This window comes from Actinopolymorpha pittospori, assembly GCF_014873875.1.
GTDB lineage: Bacteria > Actinomycetota > Actinomycetes > Propionibacteriales > Actinopolymorphaceae > Actinopolymorpha > Actinopolymorpha pittospori.
Window position 1 is genome coordinate 3655053 of the sequence record NZ_JADBEM010000001.1, and the last position, 12924, is coordinate 3667976.

11 protein-coding genes are annotated in these 12924 nt (G+C 70.6%); 8 read left to right on the forward strand and 3 right to left on the reverse strand.

The features are described from left to right. Positions 1-47 precede the first annotated feature (47 nt). Positions 48-746 (reverse strand): methyltransferase domain-containing protein, encoded by a 699-nt coding sequence (locus HEB94_RS17330; protein ID WP_192750859.1) that lies wholly within the window; start codon positions 744-746, stop codon positions 48-50. 32 nt (positions 747-778) lie between these two features. Further along, on the reverse strand, positions 779-1633 hold the full coding sequence (locus HEB94_RS17335; protein ID WP_337917748.1) for a DUF3109 family protein: 855 nt from the start codon (positions 1631-1633) through the stop codon (positions 779-781). A 172-nt stretch (positions 1634-1805) separates the two neighbouring features. Here HEB94_RS17335 and HEB94_RS17340 point away from each other — a divergent pair, with 172 nt between their 5' ends. The 4 genes from HEB94_RS17340 (at position 1806) to HEB94_RS17355 (ending at position 6064) form a co-directional block, all read left to right on the forward strand. Further along, complete coding sequence (locus HEB94_RS17340; RefSeq protein WP_192750860.1) at positions 1806-2747, forward strand: Ppx/GppA family phosphatase; 942 nt, start codon at positions 1806-1808, stop codon at positions 2745-2747. After that, the gene (locus tag HEB94_RS17345; protein ID WP_192750861.1) at positions 2744-3829 is read left to right on the forward strand and encodes a hypothetical protein; all 1086 of its coding nucleotides are present in this window, start codon (positions 2744-2746) and stop codon (positions 3827-3829) included. The genes HEB94_RS17340 and HEB94_RS17345 overlap by 4 nt, the downstream gene beginning before the upstream one ends. A 130-nt stretch (positions 3830-3959) precedes the next feature. Then, positions 3960-4838: a TIM barrel protein gene (locus tag HEB94_RS17350; protein WP_192756504.1), complete on the forward strand. Its 879-nt coding sequence runs from the start codon at positions 3960-3962 to the stop codon at positions 4836-4838. A gap of 326 nt (positions 4839-5164) precedes the next feature. Beyond that, positions 5165-6064, forward strand: a complete 900-nt coding sequence (locus HEB94_RS17355; RefSeq protein WP_238361552.1) for an SGNH/GDSL hydrolase family protein — start codon at positions 5165-5167, stop codon at positions 6062-6064. Between the two features lie 179 nt (positions 6065-6243). Here HEB94_RS17355 and aceA read toward each other — a convergent pair whose 3' ends face one another. Continuing rightward, on the reverse strand, positions 6244-7674 hold the full coding sequence (gene aceA / locus HEB94_RS17360) for an isocitrate lyase (protein ID WP_238361553.1): 1431 nt from the start codon (positions 7672-7674) through the stop codon (positions 6244-6246). Positions 7675-7818: 144 nt separating this feature from the next. Between aceA and HEB94_RS53565 the strand changes: the two genes are divergently transcribed. From HEB94_RS53565 to HEB94_RS17380, 4 genes are all read left to right on the forward strand, one after another. Beyond that, on the forward strand, positions 7819-9261 hold the full coding sequence (locus tag HEB94_RS53565; RefSeq protein ID WP_192750862.1) for a helix-turn-helix domain-containing protein: 1443 nt from the start codon (positions 7819-7821) through the stop codon (positions 9259-9261). A 229-nt stretch (positions 9262-9490) separates the two neighbouring features. After that, entirely contained in the window at positions 9491-10819 is a 1329-nt protein-coding gene (locus HEB94_RS17370; protein WP_192750863.1) for a hemolysin family protein, read from the forward strand. Further along, entirely contained in the window at positions 10812-11849 is a 1038-nt protein-coding gene (locus HEB94_RS17375) for a hemolysin family protein (protein WP_192750864.1), read from the forward strand. The genes HEB94_RS17370 and HEB94_RS17375 overlap by 8 nt, the downstream gene beginning before the upstream one ends. A gap of 116 nt (positions 11850-11965) precedes the next feature. Continuing rightward, entirely contained in the window at positions 11966-12898 is a 933-nt protein-coding gene (locus tag HEB94_RS17380) for a proline dehydrogenase family protein (protein ID WP_425550404.1), read from the forward strand. Positions 12899-12924: the final 26 nt, after the last annotated feature.

A 12924-nucleotide genomic window follows, 5' to 3' on the forward strand; every position in this document is an offset into this window, starting at 1 on the left:
GGATCACTGATCGGTCCGTTGGTGTGCTGGTCGGCTGGCCGGCGGCCTCAGAACTCCCGCCACCACAGGTTGACGGCATAGTCGACCTCGAGGCCCCGGTGCTCGGCCAACACGCGTTCGGCGACCTCGGGACGAAACTCGATCCGTACGACGGCCTCGAAGTCCTGGCGGCGTTCGAAGCTCCACCGCATGTCCACCGCCTCGCGCTGCCAACCGTGGATTGCCCAGAAGCGTTCGACCTCGGCCGGGTCGTAGGCCGGGAACGCCGCCCGAAACCACCCGCCGAAGGTGCTCCGGGTCGCGTCGTTGTCGATCACGAACGCCGCGCCGCCGCGGCGGACGACCCGGCTCAGTTCGGCGAGCCCGGGCTCGCAGCCGGGGCCGAAGAAGTAGGCCCAGCGGGCGTGCACCACATCGACCGACGCGTCGGGAACCGGCAGGTCCTGCGCGGTGCCCTGGCGTACCTCCACCAGGGGCAGCCGCGCACAACGGCGCCGGGCCTGGTCGACGAGGGACCGGTGGGGTTCGACACCGACGACCCGCGCCGCCTCGGCGGCGAAGCGGGGCAGGTGGTATCCGGTGCCGCACCCCACGTCGAGGACGTTCGCACCCGCCCAGGAACGGTGCCGCCGAATCGCCGCCTCGATCGCGCCGTCGGGGTCGACGGCGCGGTTCTCGAGCTCGTAGACGGCGGGACTGTTCCAGATGTTGGGGCTTGGTCTGGCTCCCTTGACGATCCGTGGCACATGGGGAGGTTAGCCCGCCGCACGGAACGTGATCAGCGTGCTCCCTGGTGCGTGGAGGGAAGCTTGCGGGGAAGCTTGCCGCCGGACTTCGCCTTCACCCTCGGGGCGCCCTTCGACTTCGCGGTCGTCTTCGGGGCGGCGGGTGGCACCTCGTCGGCCGGGTGCGGCGCGATCCGCTCCTTCGCGGCGAGGTGTGCCTCACAGTGCTTGGCGAGCTCGTCGTAGGTGGCCTGGCTCATCAGCTCGACGAGCTCGGGCCGGTTGGTGATGTAGACGGGCTCCTGGCCGGCGTGTGCCTCGGTGTTGCCCGTGCAGTACCAGTCGAAGTCGTGTCCGCCCGGACCCCAGCCCCGCCGGTCGTACTCGGTGATCGTGACCTCGGTGTAGGTCGTCCCGTCGGTCAGCTCCACCTCGCGGTAGAGCCGCCTGATCGGCAGCTGCCAGCACACGTCGGGCTTGGTCTCCAGCGGGTGCATGCCGACCCGCAGCGCGTACTTGTGCAGGGCGCACCCGGTGCCGCCCGCGAAACCGGGGCGGTTGTGGAAGATGCAGGCACCGTCGACGACGCGGGTCTTGCGATCGCCGTCCTCGTCGAGTTCGACGAAGCCGTTCTTGCGGCCCTCGGCGCGGTACTGCCAGTCCTCGGCGGTGAGCTTCTTGGCGAAGCCGCGTACGCGCTTCTCGTCGGCCTTGTCGGCGAAATGGGCACCAAGCACACAACATCCGGCATCGGGCTTGTCGTGGAAGATGCCGGGGCATCCGGCGCCGAAGATGCAGTTCCAGCGCGACGTCAGCCAGGTCAGGTCGGCACGGATGACCTGGTCGGCGTCGTCGGGATCAGTGAACTCCACCCAGGCGCGAGGGAAGTCAAGCGAAACCTCGGGCACGCCGCGAAGACTACGCCCCGCACTGTCCACCTGGTGGGACCCCCGCACGATTGGGGTCGTTCGTGCCGGCCGTACGGCGGGCAACCGGGGCCGGGCCAGGACCGGGAGGCCGATTCGGGAGTTTCGTCGGACGCGACGCGACTCGCGCCGGGGCACCCGGTAGCGTCAACCTATGCGTCTCGGCGTGCTCGACGTGGGCTCGAACACCGTTCACCTTCTCGTCGTCGACGCGCGCCCAGGGGCCCGCCCGCTGCCGGCGTACTCCCACAAGACCGATCTCCGCCTCGCCGAGCATCTCGACGACGCCGGCGCCATCGCACCGGTCGGCATCCACGCGCTCCAGCGGCTGGTCGCCGAGGCGCTGGAGATCGGGGAGGACAAGGGGTGCGAATCGATCCTCGCGTTCGCGACCTCCGCGGTCCGGGAGGCCACCAACGGTGAGGAGGTCCTGGGCGCGGTCGCCCGGACCACCGGGGTCGACCTCGGCGTCCTCACCGGCGACCAGGAGGCGACGCTGACCTTCCTCGCCGTACGTCGGTGGTTCGGCTGGTCCTCGCGCCGGCTGCTCGTCTTCGACATCGGCGGGGGTTCGCTGGAGGTCGCGGCCGGCGTCGACGAGGACCCGGACGCCGCGTTGTCCGTCCCGCTCGGTGCCGGGCGGCTGACCCGGACGTGGTTCAGCGCCGACCCACCACCGCGGGAGGAGGTGAAGGCGCTGCGGCGGCACGTGCGGGCCGAGATCGCGAGGCACGCCGGGCAGGTGCTGCGGTTCGGCACCCCCGACCACATGGTCGGTACGTCCAAGACCTTCCGGCAGCTCGCGCGGGTGTGCGGCGCCGCCCCGTCGGCGGAGGGCCCCTATGTCAAGCGGACCCTGCAGCGCACGCTCCTGCACCAGTGGATACCCAAGCTCGCCGCCATGCCGAGCCAGGAGCGGGCCGATCTTCCCGGCGTCTCCCTCGGCCGCGCCCCCCAACTGCTGGCCGGCGCGATCGTCGCGGAGGCGGCGATGGACATCTTCGAGGTGGACGAACTCGAGATCTGCCCGTGGGCCCTCCGTGAGGGAGTGATCCTCCGACACCTCGACACGATGGAGCCGGAGGACTTCGCGTGACGACCATCCGCCCGGCCCGAGCAGCGGCCCGGGAGAAGGCGGAGCGCGCGCGGCCGGTCCGGCTGGTCGTCGACGGCGGCCAGACGATGCTGCGGATGGGCGTCCTCGACGAGGACGGCGACACGCCCCGGCTTCGGGAGCAGGTGTCGGTGCCGGGTTTCCAGTGGACGGCCGGCGACGACCCGGTCGAGCAGCAGTGCCGCCGGGTGGTCGAGGCATGGGACTCGCTGGGCCGGCCGGCGCCGGTCGGCGTGGTCGCGCTCGGGCTGGCCGGCGGAGCGTCCGACCCGGACAGCCGGCGGCGGCTGGCGCCCCTGGTCGCCGAACGCACGGCGGCCGAACGCGTCCTGCTCACCGGTGACGACGTGACCACCCACCTCGGCGTCCTCGGTGGCGCGCCGGGTGTCGTGGTGGCCGCCGGGACCGGTGTCGCCTGCCTGGCCGTGACCGAGGCCGGTGAGTTGATCAACGTCGACGGGCTCGGATACCTCTTCGGTGACGCTGGCGGCGGCTTCTCGCTGGGGCTCGCCGGGCTGCGTGCCGCCCTCGCCGGCTTCGAGGGCCGTGGACCGGAGACCGCGCTGACCGCCCGCGCCGAACGCCGGGTCGGGCGGCCGCTCCGCGACGCCGTGAAGCGGTGGTACCGCTCGCCGTCGCTCGTGGCCGACGTGGCGGGGTTCGCGGCCGAGGTGGCGCAGGCCGCGGGTCCGCCCGACGACGACCCGGTGGCCAGGAGGCTGAGTCTGCGCGCGGGGGAGGACCTCGCGGTCAGCGTGACCGCCGCCGTACGCAAGGGGTTCTCCGGCTCGCGGGACGGCAGCGTCCCGGTGTCGTGGGCCGGCGGGGTGCTCGGAGCGGACGTCATCTTCGAAGCGTTCTCCCGCGGGCTCACGCAGCTGTGTCCGGCCGCCGTGCTGCGGGACCCGATCGGCGACTCCCTCGCCGGGGCGCTACGGCTCGCGGCCGGCAACGCCGTCCCGCACCTCGCGAGCGTCGTCGTCCACACCCGCCCGGCCGGGGCCGGCCTCGGTGCGGGGCCGGGCGGCTCCGGCGGCTCCAGCGGCTCCCCGGCCGCCTCGTAGGGCACGGAAGACCCGGCCGCTGGGGCTGACCGATTGGTGCCGAGGTGTGCGGCCAATCCACAGTCGCCGGGCCGGGCGATGGCACGGGCCGTACGCTGGGGCCGTGCAGTCCGCAGATCCCCAGACCCACGTGCGCGGTAAGGATGCCGTCGTACGGGTTCCGGACGCCCGAATCGCCCTGTCCACGGCTTCGGTCTACCCGGAGTCGACGGCCACGGCCTTCGAGCTCGCGGCACGCCTCGGCTACGACGGGGTGGAGGTCATGGTGGGGGCCGACCCGCTGAGCCAGGACGTCGACGCCCTGCGCCGGCTCAGCGACTACCACCAGCTGCCGATCGTCTCGATCCACGCGCCGACCCTGCTGATCACCCAGCGGGTCTGGGGCACCGACCCCTGGGGCAAGCTCGACCGCAGCGCGGAGGCCGCCAAGGAGCTCGGCGCCTCGGTCGTGGTGGTCCACCCGCCCTTCCGTTGGCAGCGCGACTACGCCCGCGACTTCGTGGCGGGCGTGGCCAAGCGCCAGAAGGAGACGGGGATCAGCTTCGCGGTCGAGAACATGTTTCCGTGGAAGGCGGCCGGCCAGGGCCTTCAGGCCTACCTGCCCGGCTGGGACCCACGGGACTTCGACTACGCCGAGGTGACGCTCGACCTGTCCCACACGGCGACCGCCGGGGTGGACGCCTACGACATGGCCTACGACCTGGGTGACCGGCTCACCCACATCCACCTGGCCGACGGCAGCGGCTCCAACAAGGACGAGCACCTCGTGCCCGGCCGGGGCAACCAGCGGTGCGCCGAGGTGCTCGAACTGCTCGCCCGGCGCGGGTTCACCGGCAGCATCGTGCTGGAGATCAACACCCGGCGGGCGGCCAGCCGGTCCGAGCGTGAGGCCGACCTGGTGGAGGCGCTCGCCTTCGCCCGGCTGAGCTTCGCCGCGCCGGTGGTTCCGTCGTACGCCGTCACCGCCGACGGCACCATCGAGGCGGTCGGGCCGGGCGTCACCAGCTGAGGCTGTCCCTCGCGTCCCCCGCCGCACTCCCGCCCGCTTCCGCCGCTCCCGCCCCTTCTCTCCCGATCTTCATGATCATGAGGTTGTGCGGGTCGCACAGCGCCTGAAATCAGTCATGATCAGTAATGATCACGGACGGGCGGTTGGGTCGGACAAAAGGGTCCGGCCGGTCGGCGCGGGTTTATGAGAGTTTTCTTATCCGCCGTTCGGCGAGCGGCCTTCCCCGCATTCTGGACGCGGCATCGTGGTCTGGTCCGGAGCGTTGTGCGCGACGCCGGGACCTGGCGTCTGTGGGGATCACCTGACGAGGGTTCGGGGTGGTGGCGTTGCGGCGACGACTGGGTTCACAACCGGGCGTACGACCGGGTTCACGACTGGGTTCACGACTGGGTTCACGACTGGGTTCACGACTGGGTTCACGACTGGGCAGGGTCCTGCTGGTCCTCGGGTTCGGTGCGGGATCTCTGCTGGCGACGGGCCTGCCGGCCCGGGCCGCCGCGCCCACCTACACCGCGCTGGGTGACTCCTACACCTCCGGGCTGGGCACCCGCACCTACTACGGCAGCAGTGGTGCCTGCCGGCGCTCGCCGTACAGCTATCCGGTCCTCAACGCGGCTCGGCTCGGCGCGAAACTGACCTTCGCCGCGTGCGCGGGCGCGACGGTGGCCGACGTGCAGAAGCGCCAACTCGCCGGCCTGAACGCCAGGACGACGTACGTCACCGTCTCGGCGGGTGGGAACGACGCTGGATTCGCCGACGTCCTCCTGAGCTGCGGGCTGCCCTGGCCGATCAGCTGCGGCCACGAGCTCGACCAGGCGACGACCTTCATCAAGAAGACCCTGCCCGGACGCCTGGACCGGCTCTACTCCGCGATCCGCAAGGGTGCGCCGAACGCCCGGGTGGCGGTGGTCGGCTACCCGCGGCTGTTCAACGGCGAGCAGTGCAACCTCGTCGCGCGCTTCAGCCCGGGGGAGCAGGCACGGTTGAACGCCGCCGCCGACCTGCTCGCCGTGACGATCCGCAAGCGCGCGCTGGCGCACGGGTTCGGGTTCGTGGACGCGCGGCCGGCGTTCGCGAGTCACCTGGTGTGCGCGGACACGGAGTGGCTCAACGGGCTGTCCAACCCGATCAACGAGTCCTACCACCCCAACCGTAGGGGCCAGGCCGGGTACGCGATCATCGTCGAACCCGCGTTGCGCAAGGCGCCGCTTCCGAAGCTGCTCTGAGCTTCGGGGCGTACGCGGACCGAGCCGAGGTGGCGCGGCCGGCCACAGGCAACCAGACAACGACGAAGGGGCGTCAATATCGCATTGACGCCCCTTCGTCACTCCGTTGTCCGCGAGGCCCGCCGAGCCGGTCACCCGACTTCGGGCCGGCGGGTCTCAGCGGCCGCGAGCCGCGGGACTCACTGCTTCCCCGAGGTGAACTGCTCCTCTTCGGTCGACCCGGACAGGGCCGTCGTCGCGGACTGCGGCGAGATGGCGGTGCTCACCAGGTCGAAGTAGCCGGTACCCACCTCGCGCTGGTGCCGGGTGGCGGTGTAGCCCGCGCTCTCCGACTCGAACTCGCGCTCCTGCAGGGCGACGTAGGCCGTCATGCCATCGCGTGCGTACCCCTTCGCGAGCTCGAACATCGACTCGTTCAGGGCGTGGAACCCCGCCAGGGTGATGAACTGGAAGGTGTAGCCCATCTCCCCGAGTTCGCGCTGGAACTTCGCGATCGTCCCGTCGTCGAGATGTTTCTTCCAGTTGAACGACGGCGAGCAGTTGTAGGCGAGCATCTGGTCGGGGTACTCCGCCTTGATCGCCTCGGCGAACTCCCGCGCCACGTCGAGGTCGGGTTTCGACGTTTCCATCCACAACAGTTCGGAGTACGGCGCGTAGGCGAGGCCGCGTGCGATGCAGGCCGGCAGCCCGTTCCGCACCCGGTAGAAGCCCTCTGCCGTCCGTTCGCCGGTCACGAACGCCCGGTCACGCTCGTCGACGTCGCTCGTGACGAGCGACGCCGCCTGCGCGTCGGTCCGCGCGATCACCAGTGAGGGAACGCCGCAGACGTCCGCCGCGAGCCGGGCGGCGTTGAGCGTACGAATGTGCTGACCGGTCGGGATCAGCACCTTGCCACCGAGATGACCGCACTTCTTCTCCGAGGCCAGCTGGTCCTCCCAGTGCACCCCGGCCGCACCGGCGGCGATCATTGCCTTCATCAGCTCGAACGCGTTGAGGACGCCACCGAAACCTGCCTCCGCGTCGGCCACGATCGGGGCGAGCCAGTGCGGCGCCTCGGCGTCGCCCTCCGCCCAGGTGATCTGGTCGGCCCGCAGCAAGGCGTTGTTGATCCGGCGGACGACCTGGGGCACGGAGTTCGCGGGATAAAGGCTCTGGTCGGGATATGTCTGGCCGGCGAGGTTGGCGTCGGCGGCGACCTGCCAACCGGACAGGTAGATGGCCTGCAGGCCGGCGCGTACCTGCTGCACGGCCTGGTTGCCGGTGAGCGCGCCCAGCGAGTGCACGTAGTCGCGTTCGTGGAGAAGCCGCCAGAGGCGCTCGGCGCCGAGCCGGGCGAGCGTGTGCTCCTCCTGCACCGAGCCTCGTAGCCGTACGACGTCCTCGGCGGTGTAGTCGCGGGTGATGCCGCTCCAACGTGGATCGCGTTCCCAGGCGCGCCGTAGCTCTTCGGCCTCCTTGCGGACGAGCCGGTCGACGTGCCGATCACCATTGCCCTGAGCTGAGGGTTCGGCGCCGGCCTGGGCGTTCCCGGTCGATTCGGACCTGGTGGGTGCGGGCTCCTCCGCCGCGACATCCTTGCGCGCGCGCGAAGGCGTCTCGCTCCGTCTCATCGTGGTCCCCCTCCTTCGGATGTGCTTCCGCCCTGAGTGTCGGACGAAGCCGGGAGGGGCGGAGGAGAACGTCCGACGAAACATTCGCGTTTCTTCTCCTAGCATGAAGTCGAGACCTCCTTCGAACAGAAGGGATCTTCGAACGTGCCAACAGATATCCATCTCGCGACCTTTGGCCAACGATTACGGCATGTCCGGCGTACCCGACACATGACACTCGCCGAACTCGGTGAACGAGTCGGGCGTGCTCCCTCGCAGCTCTCGCTGCTGGAAAACGGTCGGCGGGAGCCGAAACTCTCGTTGATCAAGGCTTTGGCCCAGGTTCTCGACGTACCCGTCGACGACCTGCTCTCCACCGACCCGCCGAGTCGGCGCGCGCAACTCGAGATCGCCCTGGAGGAGGCGCAACGCGACCCGCTCTACAAGGAACTCGACCTTCCGCACCTACGGGTCGGTCCGCGGGTGCCCACGGAGGTTCTCGAACATCTGAGTGCGTTGTACGACGAACTCAAGCGCCGCGACACCAAACCGACCGCGACTCCGGAGGAAGCCCGTATCGCCAATGCCGACCTGCGCCGGCAGATGCGCGAACGCGGCAACTACTTCGAAGACATCGAGAAGGTCGCCGTCCGGACGTTGGAGGCCGTCGGCTACCGAGGCGGGACACTGTCGGACGCGTCGTCGGCGGCGATCGTGATGCACTGCGGGTTCAGCGTGAGGTACGCCGAGGACCTGCCGCGCTCGGTGCGTTCGATCACCGACCTGCGCAACCGCCGCATCTACCTGCGGCGGGAGTCGCTCGGAATGCACACGCCGCGCGGAATTCTCCTGCAGACGGTCGGCCATTTCGTCCTCGGCCACGAGCAGCCGCGCGACTTCGCCGACTTCCTCCGCCAACGCGTGGAGGCCAACTACTTCGCCGCGGCCGTGCTCGTTCCGGAGTTGGAGGCGGCACCGTTTCTCGTGCAGGCGAAGGCCGATCGCGATCTCGCGGTCGAGGACCTGCGCGACATGTTCTCGGTGTCGTACGAGATGGCCGCGCACAGGTTCACCAACCTGGCCACGAAGTACCTCGATCTGCGCTGCCACTTCGTCCGCAACGACGAGGCCGGCACCATCTACAAGGCCTACGAGAACGACGGCCTGCTCTTTCCGGCGGACTCGACGGGCGCGATCGAGGGGCAGCGGATGTGTCGACGCTGGGCCGGGCGGCGGGTCTTCGCCTCCGCGGACCGGTTCTCCGCCTACCACCAGTACACCGACACCCCCGACGGCACCCACTGGTGTGTCGCGCATGTCGACCCGGGCCGCGAGCGGCACTTCGCGGTGACGCTGGGCGTGCCGTTCGAGGAGTCCCGGTGGTTTCGTGGCCGGGAGACCAGCAACCGGGCCGTCTCGCGCTGCCCGACGGGACCGTGCTGCTCCAACCCGCCGCCCGACCTCGCCGCGCGCTGGGAGGGGGCCGCCTGGCCCTCGGCCCGGGCACACTCCCACGTGCTGGCGGTACTCCCGACCGGCACCTTCCCGGGGGTCGACGAGACCGACGTCTACACGTTCCTGGACCGGCACACCCCCGAAGGCGGCTGAGATCGCGATCAGGGCACGAAGTCCGTCGCCCCCGCTTCGGTACAGGGAGAACAGGTAAGATCAGCGACCCACGACGTACTGTGTGTGAATGGTCTTCGGACCTGTTGCCGTACTGGCGATGAATGTGGCATCAATCGTGAACCGCGAGACAGAAGGACATGGAAGGCTCACAACGCTCCTCACCGGCTCCGGTGTCACGATGCGTCGATAGCAGTACGAAGGGTCGCCGATGGTGACCGGACTGCTGGTGGGCGCATCGGTCCTACTGGTGCTCGTCTGCGGCCTCTTCGTAGCCGCCGAGTTCTCCCTGGTGACCGTAAGCCGGCCCGCCGTCGAGCGCGCCGCGAAGGCAAAGGTCCCGGGCGCCCGCGGCGTCCAGAGCGCGGTTCGGTCCCTTTCGACCCATCTGTCGAGCGCCCAGATCGGGATCACGCTCACCAACCTCGCCGTCGGCTGGCTCTCCGAGCCGGCGGTGGCCCACCTGCTCCGGAGCCCGCTCACCGCCCTCGGCGTGCCGAAGGGCGCGGTCGGCGGGGTCTCCCTCGCCGTGGCGCTGGCCGTGGTGACGGTGGCCACCATGGTGATCGGGGAGCTGGTCCCGAAGAACCTCGCCATCGCCCACCCGTTCGCCGTCGCGCGGGTCGTCCAGGTGCCGCAGCGGGCCTTCACCACGGCCACCAAGCCGCTGACACTCGGGCTCAACGCCCTGTCCAACCGGATCGTCCGACTACTCGGCGTCGAGCCGCAGGAGGAGCTCGCCTCGGCCCGGACCCCCGACGAGCTGGTCTCGGTCGTCCGATCCTCCGCCGAGTCCGGCTCGCTGCCGCCGGCCACCGCCGCCCTGGTCGAACGCATGCTGCGGTTCGACGACAAGCAGGCCCGCGACGTCCTCACACCGCGTACCCGGCTGGTCTGGGTCTTCGCGACCGACCCGGTCCAGCGGGTGATCGATCTCGCCCGCGTCCACGGCATCTCCCGGTTCCCGGTGGCGGGGACCGACCTCGACGACATCGTGGGCGTGATCCAGCTGAGCCAGGCGATCGCGGTGCCGCTCGAGCGGCGGTCGTCGACCCAGGTGGGCGGCCTGGCCAGTCCGCCACTGCGCGTCCCGCACACCGCGCCGCTGGACGAGGTGTTGTGGGCGCTCCGGGACCAGCGGACCGAGCTGAGCGTCGTCCTGGACGAGTACGGCGGAACAGCGGGCATCGCGACGTTCGAGGACGTCGTGGAGGAGATCGTCGGCGAGGTGTCCGACGAGCACGACGTCCCGCAGCCGGCGTTCCAGCGCACCGCCAGGGGCTGGGTCGTCTCCGGCCTGCTGCGCCCGGACGAGCTGCACGCACGGATCGGGGTGCGGCTGCCGGAGGCGCAGGGCCGCTACGAGACGGTCGCGGGCCTGGTTTCGCACCAGCTCGGGCAGGTGCCACGCACCGGCGACTCCGTCGCCGTCGACGGGCTGCGGATCACCGTCGTGCGGATGGACGGCCACCGTGTCGACGAGGTACGCATCGAGCGGATCCCGGTGGAGGCTCACCTCGGAGGTGACGGCGATGAGTGACCTCGGCCTGCTGGTCGTCGCCGTCGCGCTGCTGCTCGCGAACGCGTTCTTCGTCGGTGCGGAGTTCGCCCTGGTGTCCGTACGCCGGAGCCAGATCGAACCGCTCGTCGAGAAGGGCTCCCGGCGGGCCCGGGCCACCATGTGGGCGATCCGGCGGGTCACCCTGATGATGGCGGGCGCCCAGCTCGGCATCACCCTGTGCACCGTCGGTCTTGGCGCGGTCGCCGAGCCGGCGCTCGCCCACGTGCTGCAGGGCTGGTTCGGGGCGGTGAACGTGCCGGAGGCGATGGCCCACCCGGTCGCCGTCGTGGTCGCCCTGCTGGTGGTCGTCGCCCTGCACGTGGTGATCGGCGAGATGGTGCCGAAGAACCTCGCGCTGGCCGCACCCGACCGGGCCGCCCTCGCGCTCGGCCCGGTGCTCGGCACCATGGTCCGTGCCACCCGGCCGCTGATCACCGGGCTCAACGGCATCGCCAACGCCGTCTTGTGGGTGGTCCGGGTCAAGCCGCAGAACGAGGTGGCCGACGCCGTGACCCACGAGGAGGTCGCTCACCTGCTCGCGGAATCGCGCCGTGAGGGACTTCTGGACCAGGACGAGCACCGGCTCACCGCGGAGGCACTGTCGTTCGCCGAACGCACGGCGCGGGACGTGGCGATCCCGCTCGATTCCGTGGTGGTGATCGGCGCGGACGCCACGCCCGCCGACGTCGAGGAACTCGCCGCGCGGACCGGGCACTCGCGTTTCCCGCGCCGCGACGTGCGAGGCGTTCTGTCCGGTTACGTCCACCTCAAGGACGTCCTCGCCAACACCGCCGACCAGCGCTCCGCGCCGCTGTCGACCAGCCAGGTCAGGCCGCTGCCGGCGATCTCCTCCGCCACCCCCCTGGTAGACGTGCTCGCCGCCCTTCGCGACGGGGCGAGCCACCTCGCGCGAATCGACGACGCTGCGGGCGCGACCACCGGAGTGCTTACACTCGACGACGTGCTGCTGCGCCTGGTGCCCCCTCGGCACCCGCAGGACGCCCGCTGACATGATCGGCCACCAACCGTGGGGCGTAGCCTGACAGGGCTGGTCGAACGGTGCCGACGGCATGCGACAAGATCCCGGATGCGACAGGATCGTGGTCACACGTATGGGAGGCCAGGGTGGTGCTACGCCAGGCGCTGCTGACCGGCGCCCGCAGTGAGCGGCTACGCAAGCTCGTCTCCACGATGCCGGTCTCCTCGGCGATCGTGTCCCGCTTCGTCGCGGGAGAGACCGCCGACGAGGCGGTGGAGGCGGCCAGGCGGTTGCTCGCCGACGGGCTCCAGTCCTCGATCGACCACCTCGGCGAGGACACCCTCGACCGGGAGCAGGCGACGCGCACCACGAACGCCTACCTCACGCTGCTGGAGCGACTGTCCCGCGCTGGGCTGACCCGCGGCGCCGAGGTCTCCGTCAAGCTCTCCGCGATCGGCCGGGCGCTCGGCGCCGACGGCGAGAAGATCGCGCTCGACAACGCCCGCACCATCGCGCTCGCCGCCCAGAACGCCGGCACCACCCTGACCCTCGACATGGAGGAGCACACGACCGTCGACTCGACGCTGTCGGTACTGCACGAGCTTCGCCGCGACTTCCCCGAGACCGGCGCGGTCCTGCAGGCCTATCTCCACCGCACCGAGGCCGACTGCCGTGACCTCGCCCACGAGGGCTCCCGGGTGCGCCTGTGCAAGGGCGCCTACAACGAGCCGCCGTTCGTCGCCTACCAGAAGCCGAACGACGTCGACCGCGCCTTCGTTCGCTGCCTGAAGATCCTCATGGCCGGGCAGGGGTATCCCATGGTCGCGACCCACGACCCCCGCTTGATCGAGATCGCCAGCGCCCTCGCCATGCGGCACGACCGGTCCCGCGGCAGCTACGAGTTCCAGATGCTCTACGGCATCCGGCCCCAGGAGCAGTTGCGCCTGGTCGCGCTCGGGGACACGGTCCGGGTCTACGTGCCGTACGGCGACCAGTGGTACGCCTACCTGATGCGACGGCTGGCCGAGCGTCCGGCCAACACCGGATTCTTCGTCCGGTCGCTCCTCACCCGGTCCTGACGGACGTGGGCGGCGCGGAGGCGCCC